Genomic DNA, 18,609 nt, shown 5'->3' on the forward strand with positions numbered 1-18,609 from the left:
GGGCAGCGTCTCCGGTATCAAGTACCGAAGCGCTGCCCCTTGAACATGTATGAATGATTAGATTTTCATGACGCCGCCTTGGCTGGCGTTGGTTACCAGTTTGGAGTAGCGGGCCAGATAACCTGTTTTGACTTTCGGCTCGAAGCCTTTCCATTTCGAGCGGCGGGCCGCCATTTCCTCGTCGCTGATATGGAGCTCGATTTTGCGGTTGTTGAGATCGAGCTCGATGATGTCGCCGTCTTCAACGAAAGCGATCGGGCCGCCTTCGGCAGCTTCCGGAGAAATGTGCCCGATGCTGATGCCGCGGGAAGCGCCGGAGAAACGTCCGTCGGTGATCAAGCCGACTTTGGCGCCAAGGCCCATGCCGACGATTTGCGAAGTAGGCGCGAGCATTTCCGGCATGCCTGGTCCGCCTTTCGGGCCTTCGTAGCGGATGACGACGACCATGCCTTCCTTGACTTTGCCGTTTGCGATGCCTTCCAGCGCCTCGTCCTGGGAATCGAAGCAGATCGCAGGACCTTTATGGTATCCGCCGACCGACGGATCCACCGCGCCGACCTTGATGATCGAACCTTCCGGTGCCAGGTTGCCGTACAATACGGCCAAACCGCCGCGCTCGGAGTAGGGCTGGTCGATCGGATGGATGACGTTTTTGTCGAGAATTTCGCAGCCGGCCACGTTTTCGGCCAGCGTTTTGCCCGTTACGGTGATGCAATCGCCGTGGAGGGCGCCCGGTTTTTTCAGAAGCTCATGCAATACCGCGCTCACGCCGCCGGCCGTATGCACGTCTTCGATGAAGTAATCGGAAGCCGGTGCCAGCTTGGAAATGTGAGGCACGCGGTTCGCCACTTCGTTGATGCGCTCCAGCGGATAGTCGATGCCTGCTTCCTGGGCCAGCGCCAACGTATGCAGCACGGTGTTGGTGGAGCCGCCCATCGCCATGTCGAGGGCAAAGGCGTTGTCGATCGCTTCCAGCGTCACGATGTCGCGCGGCTTCAGGTCCATTTTGACGAGTTCCATCAGCTGGCGTGCCGATTGTTTCACGAATTCCCTGCGTTCTTCGGCGACGGCCAGGATCGTGCCGTTGCCCGGCATGGCCAGGCCGAGCGCTTCCGCCAGGCAGTTCATGGAGTTGGCCGTGAACATGCCGGAGCAGGAGCCGCAGGTCGGACAGCCGTATTGTTCGAGCTCGAGCAGGTCGTCGTCGGAGATTTTGCCGACCTGGTGGGCGCCGACGCCTTCAAACACGGAAGTCAGCGAAAGTCTGCGGCCTTTGCTGTCCACGCCGGCTTTCATCGGACCGCCGCTGACGAAGATGGTCGGGATGTTGACGCGCAGCGCGCCCATCAGCATGCCCGGCGTGATTTTGTCGCAGTTCGGGATGCAGACCATGCCGTCGAACCAGTGGGCGGATACGACGGTTTCCAGGGAGTCGGCGATAATTTCGCGGCTTGGGAGCGAATAACGCATGCCGATATGTCCCATCGCGATGCCGTCGTCGACGCCGATGGTGTTGAATTCGAACGGAACGCCGCCGGCTTCGCGGATCGCTTCCTTCACCAGCTTGCCGAATTCCTGGAGATGCACGTGTCCCGGAACGATGTCGATATAGGAGTTGCAGACGGCGATGAACGGTTTGCCGAAATCCTCCTCTTTGACGCCGGCTGCACGCAGCAAGCTGCGGTGCGGAGCGCGGTCAAAGCCTTTTTTGATCATGTCTGAACGCATTTTTTTAGGTGCCATGGTGTCTCTTCCCCCTACTTTAGAAAAATATGACTGCTTCTCGCTTTAGCGCGGTTACTGAGAAAAGTGCCCGAATAAACGATTTATATGAGTCTATCACAAAATGAAAGCTTTTTCTAGCAGTCAATCCGAAGCCAACCGCGGCGCAGCGGCGAAAAAGGGCGAAAAAGGCATCCCCGCCCGGCAAGCCGGAAGGAAGATGCCTTTTTTTGCCGATATCCCGGCGAAACCGGGACATTTCGCTGATTTGAGGCTTGCCCGCATCAAGTTTTCCCCAAGGCGATCCGTTCCAGGCGCAAGATCCATCCCACTTGGGGTTCGATGACTCGATAAGCAGCCTTTTTAACGAAAGGTTGGGCGAGAACGCAAGCCATCAGCACGGCTCCCGTAAGGAGGACGGCGGCCCCGGCCGGATGGCGGATATAGCCGTAAAACCCCAAAGCCGCGGCCAGTCGGACGATGATGCCATGGAGGAGAAACACGTACAGCGTACGCCTGCCCAGATCGGTGAGGCGGCCATGGCGGAACGGGATCCAGCCGAGAAATGCCGCCCCCGACGCCGATTGCAGGCCGTACAGGGCAAGCCGGTAGACGCCGGCATACCATTCTCGATGCCCCAGCTGCAGGTAAGTCTGGCTGCCGAACAGCCAGCCCTCGGGCAAGCGGAGTCCGTGGAAAGCTATGACGACAAGCAAGGCCGCGGATAGCGCCGCGGCGGCGATTTTTTTGAGGGGCGTAACCCGGCGCTTGAATGCGGCAAACGAAAAATGATAGCCGATCACGAAAAACGGCAGGTACACGAACGTCCGGCTTATGCTTAACCAGGTCCCGTCCAGCGGCAAATAACCGACCAGGACGCCCAGGATCAAGGAGATGGAGCATTGGGCTGCGGGAGCAAACCTGCGCATCGAAAGCATGAGCAGCCGCCAGGCCATGCGGCTGGCCAAAAACCAGAGCATCAGGTAGGGAACGAAAAACGAATGGCGAATGTCCGGGACCTTAAACAAGGCCGCGTCCAGAAGCGAATACAGGCTTTGGAAAATGACATACTGCAGGCCGATCTGCAGCAGCGCCTTCCGGCCTTCCGGCCCGCCAAGCCCGCCTTTGGCAAAATACCCGGTGACGAACACGAACAGGGGCATATGATAGGTATAAATCCATGAATACAGCGCATGCAGGCCGTCCATTTGGCGGATCAGCGGCTCGGCGGCATTGGCGATGCAGACGGTCAGGATCAGAATGAACCGCAAATTCAGAAAATAGGTTTCCCCTTCCCGGGGCAGCGTGTTGTCCATGATGATGACTCCCTCCAGATCGTTGACACCTTAAAAGTACTACGCTTTTCGGATTATTGTCGTGATTTATTTCACATATAAAACGCTGCCATTTCATTAAAATATGCCAACCCGATAAAGGGTTTACGTATTGACAACCCATCCTCCTGCGCCGACAATAGGTACAGACTTGAGGATTTTGCAAAAATCCCAAAAGCGGCTTTTAAATTCAGCAATCGTTAGGGCGGGCGGTTCGGTTCGTCTATATATTGCTTAACCGGCACCCAGGAGCGGACGGAAACGAATTTTGCAAAATCCCGACTTCAATAAGGAAGGGGACTATTATGCAGCAGGATACAGCATTTGCGGGGCCTGAACTGGTTACTTTCGGCGAAAGCATGGGACTCTTTACGGCACAGGATACCCGGGGATTGGAGTACGCGTCGACGCTTCACAAATCGTTCGGCGGGGCGGAAAGCAACGTGGCGATCGGGGTCGCGCGGCTGGGCCGACGGGCAGGCTGGTTCGGGGCGCTGGGCCGCGATCCGATCGGGACGATGATACATAAAGCGATTCGCGGCGAGGGCGTCGACGTGTCGCGGGCCGTTTTTAACGGCGAGGCGCCGACGGGACTGATGATTCGCGAAAACACGGCGGGCAAGTCGTCGGTATATTATTACCGCAAAAATTCCGCGGCAAGCATGCTCCGGCCGGAGCAGCTGGACGCGGCGTACATCCAGAGCGCCAACATCCTTCACGTGACGGGCATCACGGCCGCGATCAGCCCTTCGGCTTTGGCCTGCGTCGACAGAGCGATGGATCTTGCGCGGGACGCCGGGGTCAAAGTAAGCTTCGACCCGAATTTGCGGCTGAAGCTGTGGACGCTGGAGGAAGCGCGCGGAGTGCTGCTGAGGCTGGCGGAGAAGGCGGATTATTTTCTGCCCGGGCTGGACGAGCTGAAGCTGTTGTACGACACGGAGGACGATAAGGCGGTATTCGAGCGGCTTTCCCGGCTGAACGCGGTTTCCGTAATCAAGGGCGGTCCGGATTTGACCTACGTGCTTGAGGATGGTACCCTGACGGAAGTTCCGTATTTCAAAGCGGACCAGGTGCTGGACACGGTCGGTGCCGGAGACGGCTTTTGCGCGGGTTTCATCGCCGGACTTTTGAAAGGGCATTCAACGGTGGAAGCGGTGCGTCTTGGAAATTTGACCGGTTCTCTGGTCATCCAGGCCGTCGGAGATTGGGAAGCGCTGCCAACGTGGGAGCAGGTCGAGGCGAAACTGGAGCGCAGGATGCACATCGAAAGGTAATCATTCCATAGACATCGTGACAGGATTTCCATATAATGAGTGAAAAGGAGCGTATGATTGTGAAAAAACTCCAAATATTACAAAAAATCATCGATAACGGCGTCGTGGCCGTGTTGCGCGGCGATTCCGCCGACCAGGTGTTTGCGATGGCCGAGGCGGCGATTGCCGGGGGCATCAAAGTGATCGAGGTGACCTTGACGGTGCCGGGCGCGCTGCAGGCGATCGAAAAGCTGAGCCGCATGTACAGCTGGAAGACGGAAGATCCGGATAAATTCGCCGTCATCGGCGCCGGCACGGTGCTCGAGCCGCAAACGGCGAGAGCCGCGATCATGTCCGGGGCCGAATTCGTGGTCGGACCGTCGCTCAACCCGGAAACCGTTAAAATATGCAATTTGTACCGCGTGCCGATCATGCCCGGCGTCATGACCATCGCCGAGGTTCAGCACGCGCTCGAGCTGGGCGTGGACATCGTGAAGCTGTTCCCGGGGAACCTGTACGAGCCGGGGATCATCAAGACGATGAAAGGACCGATGCCGCAGGCGAACTTTATGCCGACGGGCGGGGTATCGCTTTCCAACCTGAAGGATTGGATTCAAGGCGGTGCGGTGGCCGTCGGGATCGGTTCGGATTTGACGAACGAAGCCGTCAAGACGGGCAATATGGACCTGGTGCGCAGCAAAGCCGAGCAGTATATGCAAGCTTACCGCGAAGCGAAACGTTAACACGGCCCGCGGTGCCCGCGAAGGCCGCAAGCAGCGGCGACACGCCGCTTTCCATGCGGCTTCTGGCAGCCTGCCTTCCCTGGAGGAGGCAGGCTGATCATGTCTTTCGTCCGCTTTTTTGCGTCATTTTCGGGCAAAAAGGTTACCGTTGTCTAAGGACCCCGTAAGGACGGATCCGATCAAGTGTGGAGGTGCACAAAGGGTGCAAAAGATCGAAACATTGGCCTCTTGGATTGAGCAAAGCGACAACATCGTTTTTTTCGGCGGAGCGGGTACCTCGACAGAGAGCGGCATCCCCGATTTCCGCTCCGCCGCGGGATTGTACCAAACGGAGCAGCATTCCCCGTACCCGCCGGAGCAGATGCTCAGCCGTTCTTTTTTCATGAAAATGCCGGAAATCTTTTTCGACTTTTACCGCAGCAAAATGCTTCATCCCGACGCCAAACCGAACGGCTGCCATAGATTGTTGGCCAAGCTGGAGGCGCAGGGCAAGCTGAAGGCCATCGTGACGCAAAACATCGACGGCTTGCATCAGCAGGCCGGGAGCGAGGAAGTTCTGGAGCTGCACGGCTCCGTTCACCGCAATTACTGCATGGGCTGCCGCCGTTTTTTCGGGCTGGAGCAGGTGATGGCGAGCAAGCATCTGGTTCCCCGCTGCCCGTACTGCCAAGGGATCGTGAAGCCGGACGTCGTTTTGTACGAGGAGGCGCTGGACCAGCAAGTGCTGATCAGCGCCATGGACGCGATCGCGAATGCGGATTTGCTGCTGATCGGCGGAACGTCGCTGACGGTGCATCCGGCCGCCGAACTCGTTTCTTATTTTAAAGGGACCCGCTCGGTCTTGCTGAACATGGACCCGACCCCGTACGACAAAAGGGCGGATTTGATCATCAACGATAAAATCGGCGAAGTCATGGATCAGGTGGGCCGGTTGTTGGGCATTTAAGCGTTTTTTTGCCGGACGCGATGCAAAAGAGCTATGCTTTTGAAAGCAAGCGGTAATGTACCTTAATAACAGAAAGGCGGATTGCTATGGCTTACACACCAAACGAAGCACGTTATGACGAGATGATCTATAACCGTTGCGGCCGTTCGGGCCTCAAGCTTCCTGCCATCTCCCTTGGCCTCTGGCATAATTTCGGCGGGGTGAACACGTTCGAAAATGCCCGGAGTATGGTTACGCGCGCGTTTGACCTTGGCATCACCCATTTCGACCTGGCGAACAATTACGGGCCGCCTCCAGGCTCCGCGGAAGAAACGTTCGGCAAAATATTAAAGCAGGATTTGCACGGGCATCGGGACGAGCTGATCGTGTCCACGAAGGCCGGATACCATATGTGGCCCGGTCCTTACGGGGAATGGGGCTCGCGCAAATACATGCTGTCGAGCCTGGATCAGAGCTTGAAGCGGCTTGGCGTGGATTACGTGGACATCTTCTACTCCCACCGCTTCGACCCGGATACGCCGCTGGAGGAAACGATGATGGCGCTGGACCATGCGGTGCGTTCCGGCAAGGCTTTGTACGTCGGCATTTCCAATTATTCCGCTGAACAAACTGCGGAGGCGATTTCGATCCTGAAGTCTTTGGGCACCCCGCTGCTGATCCATCAGCCCAGCTATTCCATGCTGAACCGCTGGATCGAAAACGGCCTGCAGGATGTTTTGGCGGACAACGGCGTCGGCAGCATCGCTTTTACCCCGCTTCAGCAGGGCTTGCTCACGAACAAATATTTGAACGGCGTTCCGGAGGATTCACGGGCGGCCAGCTCGTCCGTGTTCCTGAACGCGCAGGACATCACGCCGGAGGCGCTGCGCAAAATCCGCGCCTTGAACCAGCTTGCGGCTGCCCGCGGACAAAGCCTGGCACAGCTGGCGCTCGCCTGGGTGCTTCGCGGCGGGAAGGTGACGTCGGCGCTGATCGGCGCAAGCCGCGTCAGCCAAATCGAAGACAACGTGGCGGCGCTGAAAAACCTGGACTTCAGCCAAGAGGAGCTGGACCGGATCGAGGCGATACTGAAAACGGAAAACGAGTCATGAATGTAAGCAACCCGCTGCTTCCTTTAGAGGAACAGCGGGTTTTTGCATGATGGATTCCGGTCTTAACGGCGGCTTTCCGGGCCGGCGCCCGGCGAAGCGGCGATCCGGTCGCGGTAGTGGCTCGGGGAATAGCCGCAAAGCCGTTTGAATTGCCTGGAAAAATAAAGGGCGTCCGTCAATCCGACGGAAGCGGCGATTTGCTCGATCGAGAGCTCGGGGCGTTCCCGCAGGAGTTGGCGCGATTTATCGATTCTCAGCTTAAGCAAATAGGTGACGGGGGACATGCCGGTTTCCTTTTTGAAAATCCGGGAGAGATAGGCGCGATTATATCCCAAGCTTTCGCTCATCTGTTCGATGGACACGGGATGCGCGTATTGGGCCGATAAATAATGGATCATTTGCTTGACGGTGCGCCGCACCTGGGATTCGGTACCGGTCAGGCCCGTTTCGTCCGTAAGCAGGTCCTTCGCTTCGGCAAAAATAAGATACAGATGCCCCAGCGCCGCCATATCCGCGCTTTCCTTCTTGCCGTAAAACGCTTGCGAAATCCGGCGGATCGCCTCGGGGATAAAGCTTTCGCCGCCCGTTGCGAGCACCGACTGCCCTCCGGCAAACCCGGCCGACTCGACAAGCGCCTTCGCCGCGCTTCCGGAAAACGCCGTCCAGCGGTAGCGCCACGGATCCTTTGCGTCGGACGCGTAGCTGACAAGGCGCCCCGGGTGGATCAGGAAGCAGCTGCCGGCCCCCAGCTCGTACGTGTGCTGCTCCGACCGGAACTGGCCGCGGCCGCTTTCGACGTAATGCAACAAATAATAATCATATATTTTAGGCCCGACCATATGCTGCGGTTTGGTTTGGCTTTCGCCGGCAAACAGCACGCGCAGCGGGCTTTGTTCATGATAAACCGGATTGGATGCGACGCTGTAGCTTTCCTGAACGGGCATGGCCGGACCTCCTTTTAGACGGTTCAATTTTTTGCGGGATTCTTCCGCTTCACATGTTATTATAGATTTCGAAGTCACAAAAATCCATAGCGAGCAAACATAATTGCATTAACAGGGATGCCTTTGTTTTTTTATACTTAAACCAGAACGTCACCATAAGGAAAGGATGGGTGCATCACAAATGAACATCGAATCGCTTAAAAAGCAGTTTATCGAAAAATACGGGGAATCCGCGCAGGACATCCGCGTATTTTTGGCACCGGGCCGGGTGAACCTGATCGGGGAGCATATCGATTATAACGGAGGATACGTGATGCCTGCGGCGCTGGAATTCGGAACCACGTTGCTTGCGCGCCGGCGGGAAGACGATCACATCCGTCTGGCCACGACCAATTTTCCGTATGAAAAAGAACTGAGCCTGAGCGAAATCGGCCGGGAAAAAACGGGGGAATGGGTCGACTACGCGATTGGCGTCATGGTTGAAAATAAACAGGAGGGCTGCCCGGTTACGACGGGGTACGACCTGCTGTATCACGGCGAAATTCCGAACGGCGCCGGCCTCTCTTCGTCGGCATCGATCGAAGTGGTAACCGCTTTTGCGCTGCAAACGCTGGAGGGCTGCGATCCGGACACGGTAAGCATCTCGCTGCTGTCGCAGCGTGCGGAAAACCGATACGTCGGCGTCAACTGCGGCATTATGGACCAGTTTGCCGTGGCGAACGGAAAACGCGACCACGCCATTTTGCTGATGTGCGACACGCTCGAATACAAACATGTGCCGTTTAGGACCGGGGCATATAAAATCGTCATCGGCAATACCAACAAACGAAGAGGCCTGGTGGATTCCGCATATAACGAGCGCAGGCAGCAGTGCGAGACGGCACTCGGCATTTTGAAGCAGCAAGCAGGGGGGCTCGAGTATTTGGCGGGGCTTACGCCGGAGCGGTTCGAAACGCTCAAAAACGGCATCGCCGATGAGACGGTGAGACGTCGGGCGCAGCATGTCGTGGAGGAAAACCAGCGGGTGCTGGATTCGGTGGAGGCGCTCAAAAACAACGATTTGCAGCGGTTCGGCGAACTGATGAACGCGTCGCATGATTCGCTCCGGGATTTATACGAGGTCAGCTGCGAAGAGCTGGACGTCATGGTGGAAGAGGCGCGGCGCATTCCCGGAACGCTCGGGGCGCGGATGACCGGCGCCGGATTCGGCGGATGCACGGTATCCCTGGTCCATGAGGATGACGTGGAAACGTTCGTGCGGCAGGTGGGCCAAGCCTATGAACAACGTACGGGCCTGAAGGCGGAGTTTTACGTTTGCGGTACGGGCGACGGCGTAAAAGAACTGAAGGAGGACAAATAAGATGGCGATTCTTGTAACGGGCGGAGCGGGGTATATCGGCTCCCATACGGTAGCGGCGCTTTTGGAACGCGGCGAGGAAGTGGTCGTGCTCGACAACTTGCAGACGGGGCACCGCGGGGCGCTGCTCGGCGGCAAGCTGTATGAAGGCGACTTGCGCGACAAGGAGCTCCTTGCGAAATGTTTCGCCGAAAACGACATCGACGCGGTCATCCATTTTGCGGCCAATTCGCTTGTCGGGGAAAGCATGCAGAAACCGGTGAAATATTACGATAACAACGTGTACGGGACGTTGTGCTTGCTGGAGGCGATGGATGCCGCAGACGTCCGCCGCATCGTGTTTTCTTCGACCGCAGCGACCTACGGCGAGCCGGAACGGGTGCCGATTCAGGAAAGCGACCGGACGCAGCCGACCAACGTGTACGGCGAAACGAAGCTGATGATGGAACGGATGATGTCGTGGTTCGACCAGGTGCTTGGCATCAAATACGTCGCTTTGCGTTATTTTAACGCGGCAGGCGCGCATGACAGCGGCAAAATCGGCGAAGACCACCGTCCGGAAAGCCACCTGGTTCCGCTCGTGCTGCAAACGGCGCTGAAGCAGCGCGAAAGCATCGCCGTGTTCGGGGACGATTACCCGACGGAGGACGGCACCTGCATCCGCGACTACATTCATGTGAGCGATTTGGCCGACGCCCATCTGCTCGCGGTCGATTACCTTCGCAAAGGGGAAAGCAGCAACGTGTTCAACCTGGGCATCGGCACAGGTTTTTCGGTGAAGGAAGTGATCGAAACGGCGAAAAAGGTGACGGGCCTCGACATTCCGGTCGTCATGCAGCCTCGCCGCGCCGGGGACCCGGCCGTTCTGGTCGCATCCTCGCAAAAGGCAAGGGAAGTGCTGGGCTGGAACCCGAAACGGGAAAAGCTGGAGGAGATCATTCAAAGCGCCTGGAACTGGCACCAAAGCCGTCCGAACGGCTATGGCGAGGAATAAGGAGGCACGGCGGTGAACATGAACGAAGCAAACGGAACAACGGAACAACAACAGGCGCTCGTAGCGATCGAACAGCTTGTCCGCTTTGCGCTCGAACGCCGGCTCCTTGAGCCGCTCGACGAAGATTACGGCCGCAATCTGCTGCTGGAGCTGTTCGGATTCAGCGAGCCGTACCTCGGGGACGACAAGCCGGAGCCGATTCAAGGCCCGCAGCCGGCGCTGGACGTCCTGATCGGCTACGGCGTCCGCATCGGGCTTATTCCGGAGGATACGGACACGTACCGGGATTTGCTTGATGCCAAAATTATGGGCTGCCTCATGCCGCGGCCTTCCGAAGTTACCCGGGAATTTTTGAAGCTGAAGGAAATGGAAGGGATCGAAGCGGCGACTAGCCGGTTCTACGAACTGTCGGTGAATGCCAATTATATCCGCATGGACCGCGTGAACAAAAACGTTTATTGGCGGCATGAATCAGAGTACGGCGACATCGAGATCACGATCAACTTGTCCAAACCGGAGAAAAGCCCGAAGGAAATCGCCATGGCGAAGCTGCTGCCGCCTCCGGTGTATCCGAAATGCCAGCTGTGCCGCGAAAACGTCGGTTATGCCGGCAGGGTCAATCACCCGGCCCGCCAAAACCTGCGCGTCATTCCGCTTGAACTAAACGGCGAGCCCTGGTTTTTCCAATATTCTCCGTATGTATACTATAACGAGCACTGCATCGTGTTCCATCGCGACCATGTGCCGATGAAGCTGACGAAGGACACGTTCCGCCGGTTGCTCGCTTTTGTGGACGAATATCCGCATTATTTTATCGGCTCCAATGCCGATCTGCCGATCGTCGGCGGTTCGATCCTGACGCATGACCATTTCCAAGGGGGACGCCATACCTTCCCGATCCAAAATGCGCCGAAGGAAGCGGTTTTTGCGCATCCCGATTATGACGGCATCACGGTCAGCATCGTCAAATGGCCGATGTCCGTGCTGCGCCTGACCGGAAAAGACCGCGGCGTGCTGCTGGAGCTGGCCGACATGGTGTATGAATCGTGGAAACGGTACAGCGATCCGGCGGCGGATATTTTGGCTTTCAGCGAAGAAGGCGGGAAGCAGGTGCCGCATAACACGGTGACTCCGATCGTGCGCCGGACGCCGGGCGGGGAATACGAGATGGACCTCGTGCTGCGCAACAACCGGACCAGCGAACAATTCCCGGCCGGGATATTCCACCCGCACGAGGAAATGCACCACATCAAAAAAGAAAACATCGGTTTGATCGAAGTGATGGGGCTTGCGATTTTGCCGGGACGACTGAAGGAAGAACTCGATTTGACGGCCGACATCCTTGCCGGGGACGAAGCGCTTTTCAAGGCCGTGAAGGAGCAGGAAGACCATCCTTTACGTTTGCATATGCCATGGATCGAGCAAATGGCGGCGAAATACGGCATCGGCCGCAGCAAGGAAGAAGCCTGGAAGCTGGTGCAGTCCGAGGTCGGGGACATTTTCGTCGAAATATTGGGCCATGCCGGAGTGTACAAAAGAACCGAAGCCGGGAAGGAAGCGTTTTTCCGGTTCGTGTCCCATCTGGGTTGCACGGCGGTTCAATAATTCCGGGCTGTTTGGGGCATGCTGAATCCGTGCCGAAATTTCTGAACCGATTCATACAACAAAACGGGTCAAACCGCCTAAATCCTCGTATTCGGGGCCGGGCGGTTTGTTTTTTTTCGGAAGAGAGAGGTATAATAAACAAGCACAATCATTTTGACCCGGGAGGCGAATTTGCTGTGAATGCATTTGAATTCCATAATCCGACCAAGCTGATCTTTGGCAAAGGAAAGCTTGATACATTAAAAAGAGAAGTTCCGAAATACGGCAAAAACGTCCTGCTTGTATACGGCGGAGGCAGCATTAAACGCAGCGGCTTGTACGACGACGTGCATGCTTTGCTGAAGGAAATCGGCGCCGAGGTGACCGAGCTGAGCGGCGTGGAGCCGAACCCGCGTTTGGCGACGGTTCATAAAGGCGTGGATTTGTGCCGCGAGCATGGCATCGACCTGATTTTGGCCGTCGGCGGCGGCAGCGTCATCGACTGCGCGAAGGCGATTGCGGTCGGCGCCAAATACGACGGGGACATGTGGGATTTCGTCGAGCGCAAGGCGGTTCCGCAGGATGCGCTTCCGCTCGGCACCGTATTGACGATTGCGGCGACCGGTTCGGAAATGAACGGCGGCTCCGTCATTACGAACGAGAAAACCCAAGAGAAAATGGGCTGGGGCAGCCCGCACGCGTATCCCGCGTTTTCGATTTTGGATCCTGTGAACACCTTTACGCTGCCAAAAGACCAAACGGTCTACGGCATGGTCGATATGATGTCGCACGTGCTGGAGCATTATTTCCATACGGAAACGAACACGCCGGTACAGGACGGCTTCTGCGAAACGATTTTGCGCACGGTCATCGACACGGCTCCGCGCCTGATCAACGACCTGCAAAATTACGAGGACCGCGCTACGATCATGTACTGCGGCACGATGGCGCTGAACGGCATTTTGAACATGGGGTATGCCGGCGACTGGGCGACCCACAACATCGAACACGCCGTCTCGGCCGTTTACGACATTCCGCATGGCGGCGGGCTGGCGATTTTGTTCCCGAACTGGATGAAATACAACCTTCATGCCAATCCAAGCCGGTTCAAACAGCTTGCCGTCAACGTCTTCCATATCGATCCGGCGGGCAAAAGCGATGAAGAGGTCGGGCTGGAAGGCATTCAGGCGCTGCGCGATTTCTGGAGCTCCATCGGTGCGCCGAGCCGGCTCGCGGACTACGGCATCGACGACAGCCAAATCGAGGTCATGGCCGAAAAAACGGTCCGTTTCGGGCCATTCGGCAAGTTCAGAACGCTCAATAAAGAAGATGTCGTTGAAATTTACAAGCTGTCGCTGTAAGGTGTAAGCGGTCATTCAGCGATCGGTGAGCAGGAACCTTCCTGCCTCCGCAAACATAGTTAAGGGGCTTTCCTCAAGGTCGATCCGACCCGGGAGAGCCCCTTTTGCCGTTCCGCCGCTTTTCCGGGGCAGAGGGGATTGAGTAAGTTGCATCACCTCTGACGAGATTATACCGGACGATTGAATGCGTAGCGAGGGAATCATTCGGATCACGCAATCAGACGGGGGATATACCGCTCAATGGTTTATGTGGCGGTTTCGCCGCACCCGATAATGAAGCCGGACCAACCGAATCGTCTTCATCATTCCCTTCAGTGCCAGAAGGATGGTAACGATCTTCAGCCAAAGGATGACGTCCGGCTGATAAATTTCTGCAATATGCCATACCGGCACGACTTGGGTCACGCTTAGGATCAGGATTATAGACAGACCCGCAAATTCCAGAACAATGCTGGCTATCACTTGGATAGATATTGCCGACGAGGCGGAAGGGGTAGGCCCCCATGGTCCAAGGCAGCGCCTGGCGGTTCGGGCGACCGTGTATAATAACCACGCACTGAGTAGGATCATGATTCCGTTAACAAGCAGGTATTTCTGCGTAATGCTTAGAGAAGATCCGCCTGTCGGCTGCTCATTCAGGATGCTGATGACCCCGGCAGCGATGTGGGTCGTCGTGATGACGTGCGATTTGAATAATGTGGAATCGATCGCGTCAAGCACGTTAGCGAACACGATCACGCCCAATTGTTGTTCCGGCACGATATAAGCCTGGGCTTGGAAACCGATCGAGCCGCCCGGCTGACCGATCACCGGCAAACCGTTAATACGCGTTGTCATCCAACCCATGGCGTACGTTCCTGGAGCAGGCTCGGTCTGCATAAGCCGAATTCCCTCCGGAGAGAGCACGGACTTATTTTCAAATCGGCCGCCGTTGATTTGGGCGATCAAATAATGGCTCATGTCCTCCGCGCTTGCATAGAGGTAGCCCGCCGGCGCATCCCCTGGAATATAAACATAAGGGCCGTCGTAGGCAGCATTGTATCCGAATATCCGCCGGTGAGGTGCAGCGAGTCCGTGCGCAGTTGCTTCATCGAGCGTAGCGTAGCTGTGATCCATCGACAGCGGGCTGAAAATATGTTCCTTTACGTAGTCGCCATACGACTGGCCGGACACCTGCTGCACAATATAGCCGAGCAGCACATAATTTGCGTTCGAATATCTGTAGTGCTGTTCGGTTTGCTTGGCTTCCTTCAAAAACTTTTCCGCATAAGACATAGCGTTTTTTTCCAGAGCGTCTTGGTTGGAGTCGTTAATGCTGGACAGCGTGTTGCTGAAAGTGGAGATTTGGGAGAACCCGCTTGTTTGATTAAGCAGCTGACGTACGGTAATGAACGATACACCGTTATATTTGGTAGGGATATAGCGCTGTATAGGCGCATCCAGGTCGATTTTGCCCGATTCGGCAAGCTGCAGAACGGCCATGGCCGTCAGCGATTTGCCGATCGAGCCGATTCCGAAAGGTGTATCAGGCGTTACAGGGCGGCCGGATGAATCGGCCTGCCCATATCCTTTGACGTAAAGGATCCGATCCCCCTGCACAATCCCAAGAGCCAATCCGGGAAGATGCTGCCGCTTCATTTCACGGGCAATGTACGTATCCACTTCGGAAAAGACGGCGTCCCCTGGTTGCTGTACTTTCGTGCTTTCCCCATCACGCGCTGAGGCGAACAGGGGGAAGATGGACAGACCGCATAAAATTAGAGCTGCCAATCTCGTTCTCAATCTCATTTTCATCATATCCCAGTCCTCTTTTCATCATGTTCTTTAGTGAATGAATATTTTTTAATTCATTCATTTCGAGCAAAAAAAAGACCAACATCAATCATTGGTGATCTTTTGTTAGTCCTTGCATAATAAATTCCGCCAAATACTGCGTGATTTTCGGGAAATATTGAATTCCGATTTCTTCTTTATGCATATCGATGTAGACCAGCGAATCCAGGAAACCGGGCAAAAGCTCCTCGTCGATATCCTCCCTGATCTTCCCCTGGGCCTTCCAGGTTTTAAATAATTCCATGTAAAAAGCACGGAAGGAATCGATATTTTTACTGCCTTCAGCTCTATAGTATTGTTCAAGTTCTTTATAAAAGTCCTTGCTGTACCATTCCTGCAAAATAGGGTTCGTATGAACTGCCTCAATATTCCGCATGATCAGCTGGTTAATGACGTTCAGCGGCTCCTGATCCACATCGATCGATTCCATAAGCTGTTTTTTGAGGCTCTCATTCTCCTGGATGTAGATGTCCAGGAACAGCTGCTCTTTGGACGGATAATAGTTATAAAACGTTCCAACGGCAATGCCGGCGGATTGGGCGATTTCTTTAATATTCGTTTTTTTGAATCCCTTCGTGCTGAACAGCGCTTTTCCGTGTTTGAAAATGTCCGATTTGATATCCATGAGCCCTCAACCTTTAGAATGAATATTTTTAAATTCATTCACATTAAAACATACTGTTTCCCGGACTGTCAAACATATCCACTGGGTATATGGCCATATTGCCACAAGGGGGGGTGGTTACAGATCTGAATTCAGCTTCTCAGTACAAGTGTATTCCCGTCCTGTGATCATTGTGTCCGTCCGGCATATTCGTTTTCGTAAATGCCCTGCACAGTTCAGTATTATCCCCCCCCCCCCGGGGTTGGCGCTGCGGATCGTCAAGCCTTCGACGGCTGCCAAGGGGGCGATTTCGCGGTTCCACAGCGACAACGCCAGCGTGGAAACGGCGTAGGGATTTTTTCTTCGGCACCTGATGCGAACATACAGGCCATTAAAAGCCCCTTGCCGGCTGAAGGACACCGGCAAGGGGCTTTTGGAAATGTTGTCTGAGCTTTAACCGTCAAATCGCGGAAGAATCCGGCTTCTCGTCTTGGATGCTGCCGGAGTCGCTTGGCGCCGGCGCGCCGTTACCAGCCGAATTCTCTTGGCCCCGGAATCCGCCCGGGCGGCCTTGGCCGCGGCCGCCGCCGAAACCGCCGCCTCCGGTGGTCACGCCCGATTCGTTGACGTACGTGACCGCTTCGCCGAGCTTGAAGCTGACGATTTTCGTTCCGCCGGTCAGCTTGCCCTGGGCGTAAAGGCCGTCCTTCGCCGTAGCGCTGGATTGGCCGCCCGTATAGAAGGCGTACGTGTCGCCGGACTTCAGGTCCGGCGTGGAAATCACGATGGACTGAATGTCTTTCGCCGGAGCAAAGCTCAGCACCGGCGTTCCTTTGCCGTCGGTCAAAGTCACCAGCGTGCCGGCCTTCACCGTGCCCGGGAACGTCATGAGCACCGAACGCTGCGACGAGGATTCCGACGGAGCCTGGGCCATCCCGGCGCTTCCCGCGGCAACCAGCAGGCCGCCGGACTGCTCGAACCTGCCGTCATAGTCGAGGGCGCCGTTGCCGTTAGATGCCGGGCCGTTCACCAGCACCGTGCCGCCGGTCATCGTGATGGAGCCGTTGGCGTCGAGGCCGTCGCCGCCCGCGTCCACGGTCAGGTAAGCGCCGCTGATCGCCAGTTTTGCGGTGCCGGCGCTGCCGCCAGGTCCGCCGGGCATGCCTTGGCCTGCCGGCGGCTGCGGCGGCGTGCCTGCGGCGCTATCCGTGTCCTGGCTTCCGCTCTGCGAGGAAGAAGTGCCGTCCGGAGCCTGATCGCCGCTCTGCGCCGAATCGCCGGCCGGCGGCTGGCTCGGCATGCCTTCCGGCCGCTGGCCGCCAAACATGCCGCCCGGTCCTTCCGAACTGCCGCTTCCGTCGGAAGCGTTGACGCCGTCATCGCTGGCCACGACGCGCACTTCGCCGCCGGAGAGGGTGATGTCCGCGGCTTCGATGCCTTCGTAGCTTTCCTTGATGTTCACTTTTCCGCCGGAAACGACGATCGATACGTCGGCATGGATACCGTCATCGCCGGTGGCAAGATCCAAATCGCCGCCCGAAATCAAGATGCTGCCGTTGCTGTGCACCGTATCGTCGGCCGAATCGATGTTGAACGTTCCGCCCGACACCGCAATGCCTGCCTCGGCCTTGAGCCCTTTCATGCTGGCGGATTCGCTCTCCTCATCCGCCGTCTGGGCTGCTTCCGTTCCGGCTGAGGCACTGCCGTCCTTGTTGGCGGCATTTTCATTCGCTTGGGACGCGGAACCGCTGCTCGAGGCAGACGGCTTTCCGCTATTCGTAGCGCCTGCTGCCGCATCTCCGCTGTCCTTGCTTTGAGCCTCAGCCTTTTCGCCTTGGGCTCCGGGCTCCGTCCGTCCACCGAAGTCCGGGCGTCCCATCGGCATTTCTTCCTCGTGCGGCTCGGCGTTCGCACTGCCTCCTCCGGTTACCACGTCGTAGGTGCCTCCGTCGATCAGGAGCGAAGCGGCAGCCTGAAATCCGTCGCTGCCGGCTTCGATGCGGAAGGTTCCGTCCTCGATGAGCAGGTAACCCTTGTCCTTGTCGCCGTCATAGGTTGTCTTGAAGCCGTCGCCGCCGGCATTGACGTAAATGCTTCCGCCCTTGACCGCAGCCAGGTCGCGGCCGATGATTCCGTCGTCGGCGGCGTTGACGCTCAGCGTGCCGCCGACGATTTTGAGATCGTCCTTGCTCGTGATGCCGTCTTTATAATTTCCCTGCACGGTCAGCTGCCCCGTGCCGTTGATCGTCAGATCGTCCTGGCTGAACAGCGCCGCCGTCGGGGCATCTTCCGACGAATCCGCATACTTGGTTCCGTCGGACAAGGTGTTTTCCGTTCCTTTGGCCAGCGTCACTACCGTTTTCCCGGCCTTTTTGACCTGGATCGCCGGACCGTCCGGGCTCGCGATATGCGCTCCGTTCAGCACCAGGCGCACGACATCGTCTTCGCCTGCGTCAACCGCGATGCTGCCTCCGGTCAACTTACCGCTTACTACGTAAGTTCCGGCCGAGGAGATCGTAATCTTGCCGCCGCTCGCCTTTGCGCCCGTTCCGTCAACGGCCGCGCTGGCGCCGTTCAGCGTCACCTTCGTGGCCTTGCTCTCCTCCCAGTCCACGGTCGTATCGTCGCCGTCATATTGGACAAGGTCTTTTATTTTCAGGCTCGCCAGCTGGGCATTGGCCTTGCTTGCATCCACGGCTGCTTCCGCCGCTGCCGTGTCTGTTGATGTGCCGTCCGTCGCCGCCTTCGTGCCCGCGGCACTGGTCGTACAGCCGGAAGCCAGCATGGCGGACAGGATCAGAACTGCCGCAAATTTCGTTTTATAGGATGGTTTCATGTTTCGA

General features: G+C 56.8%; 14 protein-coding genes. 8 read left to right on the forward strand and 6 right to left on the reverse strand.

Features of this window, described 5'->3' with window-relative positions; all coding sequences use genetic code 11:
- Positions 1-57: 57 nt before the first annotated feature.
- Together ilvD and AC27KL_RS19930 are read right to left on the reverse strand one after the other, a co-directional pair.
- Positions 58-1,743 carry a dihydroxy-acid dehydratase gene (gene ilvD / locus AC27KL_RS19925; RefSeq protein ID WP_339323936.1) on the reverse strand — a complete coding sequence of 562 codons (1,686 nt, stop codon included), beginning with the start codon at positions 1,741-1,743 and terminating at the stop codon, positions 58-60.
- Between the two features lie 263 nt (positions 1,744-2,006).
- Positions 2,007-3,038 (reverse strand): acyltransferase family protein, encoded by a 1,032-nt coding sequence (locus AC27KL_RS19930; RefSeq protein ID WP_487170761.1) that lies wholly within the window; start codon positions 3,036-3,038, stop codon positions 2,007-2,009.
- Between the two features lie 323 nt (positions 3,039-3,361).
- Here AC27KL_RS19930 and AC27KL_RS19935 point away from each other — a divergent pair, with 323 nt between their 5' ends.
- From AC27KL_RS19935 to mgrA, 4 genes are all read left to right on the forward strand, one after another.
- A complete protein-coding gene (locus AC27KL_RS19935; protein WP_487170762.1) occupies positions 3,362-4,330 on the forward strand; it encodes a sugar kinase in 969 nt (322 codons plus the stop codon).
- Positions 4,331-4,389: 59 nt separating this feature from the next.
- A complete protein-coding gene (locus AC27KL_RS19940) occupies positions 4,390-5,052 on the forward strand; it encodes a bifunctional 2-keto-4-hydroxyglutarate aldolase/2-keto-3-deoxy-6-phosphogluconate aldolase (protein ID WP_036711292.1) in 663 nt (220 codons plus the stop codon).
- Positions 5,053-5,254: 202 nt separating this feature from the next.
- Positions 5,255-5,998 (forward strand): NAD-dependent protein deacylase, encoded by a 744-nt coding sequence (locus AC27KL_RS19945; RefSeq protein WP_036711296.1) that lies wholly within the window; start codon positions 5,255-5,257, stop codon positions 5,996-5,998.
- 86 nt (positions 5,999-6,084) lie between these two features.
- Positions 6,085-7,089: an L-glyceraldehyde 3-phosphate reductase gene (mgrA, locus tag AC27KL_RS19950; protein WP_487170763.1), complete on the forward strand. Its 1,005-nt coding sequence runs from the start codon at positions 6,085-6,087 to the stop codon at positions 7,087-7,089.
- 62 nt (positions 7,090-7,151) lie between these two features.
- On the opposite strand, the gene AC27KL_RS19955 is transcribed toward mgrA, so the two are convergent.
- On the reverse strand, positions 7,152-8,033 hold the full coding sequence (locus AC27KL_RS19955; RefSeq protein WP_487170764.1) for a helix-turn-helix domain-containing protein: 882 nt from the start codon (positions 8,031-8,033) through the stop codon (positions 7,152-7,154).
- 181 nt (positions 8,034-8,214) lie between these two features.
- Here AC27KL_RS19955 and AC27KL_RS19960 point away from each other — a divergent pair, with 181 nt between their 5' ends.
- The 4 genes from AC27KL_RS19960 to AC27KL_RS19975 all read left to right on the forward strand — a co-directional run bounded on the left by AC27KL_RS19960 (position 8,215) and on the right by AC27KL_RS19975 (position 13,329).
- A complete protein-coding gene (locus tag AC27KL_RS19960) occupies positions 8,215-9,393 on the forward strand; it encodes a galactokinase (RefSeq protein ID WP_339323940.1) in 1,179 nt (392 codons plus the stop codon).
- 1 nt (position 9,394) lies between these two features.
- Positions 9,395-10,384 carry a UDP-glucose 4-epimerase GalE gene (gene galE, locus AC27KL_RS19965; RefSeq protein ID WP_487170765.1) on the forward strand — a complete coding sequence of 330 codons (990 nt, stop codon included), beginning with the start codon at positions 9,395-9,397 and terminating at the stop codon, positions 10,382-10,384.
- 18 nt (positions 10,385-10,402) lie between these two features.
- On the forward strand, positions 10,403-11,989 hold the full coding sequence (locus AC27KL_RS19970) for a UDP-glucose--hexose-1-phosphate uridylyltransferase (RefSeq protein ID WP_487170815.1): 1,587 nt from the start codon (positions 10,403-10,405) through the stop codon (positions 11,987-11,989).
- 176 nt (positions 11,990-12,165) lie between these two features.
- On the forward strand, positions 12,166-13,329 hold the full coding sequence (locus AC27KL_RS19975; protein ID WP_487170766.1) for an iron-containing alcohol dehydrogenase: 1,164 nt from the start codon (positions 12,166-12,168) through the stop codon (positions 13,327-13,329).
- Between the two features lie 237 nt (positions 13,330-13,566).
- Here AC27KL_RS19975 and AC27KL_RS19980 read toward each other — a convergent pair whose 3' ends face one another.
- From AC27KL_RS19980 to AC27KL_RS19990, 3 genes are all read right to left on the reverse strand, one after another.
- The gene (locus tag AC27KL_RS19980; protein ID WP_487170767.1) at positions 13,567-15,126 is read right to left on the reverse strand and encodes a serine hydrolase domain-containing protein; all 1,560 of its coding nucleotides are present in this window, start codon (positions 15,124-15,126) and stop codon (positions 13,567-13,569) included.
- Positions 15,127-15,211: 85 nt separating this feature from the next.
- Positions 15,212-15,787 (reverse strand): TetR/AcrR family transcriptional regulator, encoded by a 576-nt coding sequence (locus AC27KL_RS19985; protein WP_487170768.1) that lies wholly within the window; start codon positions 15,785-15,787, stop codon positions 15,212-15,214.
- Between the two features lie 439 nt (positions 15,788-16,226).
- Entirely contained in the window at positions 16,227-18,602 is a 2,376-nt protein-coding gene (locus tag AC27KL_RS19990) for a carbohydrate-binding domain-containing protein (protein ID WP_487170769.1), read from the reverse strand.
- Between the last annotated feature and the right edge of the window lie 7 nt (positions 18,603-18,609).

The organism is Paenibacillus sp. YAE3 (genome assembly GCF_057546105.1).

Coding starts and splice junctions, on each gene's coding strand:
- ilvD (WP_339323936.1), bottom strand. CDS start 1,743: ATGGCACCTAAAAAAATGCGTTCAGACATGATCAAAAAAGGCTTTGAC.
- AC27KL_RS19930 (WP_487170761.1), bottom strand. CDS start 3,038: ATGGACAACACGCTGCCCCGGGAAGGGGAAACCTATTTTCTGAATTTG.
- AC27KL_RS19935 (WP_487170762.1), top strand. CDS start 3,362: ATGCAGCAGGATACAGCATTTGCGGGGCCTGAACTGGTTACTTTCGGC.
- mgrA (WP_487170763.1), top strand. CDS start 6,085: ATGGCTTACACACCAAACGAAGCACGTTATGACGAGATGATCTATAAC.
- AC27KL_RS19955 (WP_487170764.1), bottom strand. CDS start 8,033: ATGCCCGTTCAGGAAAGCTACAGCGTCGCATCCAATCCGGTTTATCAT.
- AC27KL_RS19960 (WP_339323940.1), top strand. CDS start 8,215: ATGAACATCGAATCGCTTAAAAAGCAGTTTATCGAAAAATACGGGGAA.
- galE (WP_487170765.1), top strand. CDS start 9,395: ATGGCGATTCTTGTAACGGGCGGAGCGGGGTATATCGGCTCCCATACG.
- AC27KL_RS19970 (WP_487170815.1), top strand. CDS start 10,403: ATGAACGAAGCAAACGGAACAACGGAACAACAACAGGCGCTCGTAGCG.
- AC27KL_RS19980 (WP_487170767.1), bottom strand. CDS start 15,126: ATGATGAAAATGAGATTGAGAACGAGATTGGCAGCTCTAATTTTATGC.
- AC27KL_RS19985 (WP_487170768.1), bottom strand. CDS start 15,787: ATGGATATCAAATCGGACATTTTCAAACACGGAAAAGCGCTGTTCAGC.
- AC27KL_RS19990 (WP_487170769.1), bottom strand. CDS start 18,602: ATGAAACCATCCTATAAAACGAAATTTGCGGCAGTTCTGATCCTGTCC.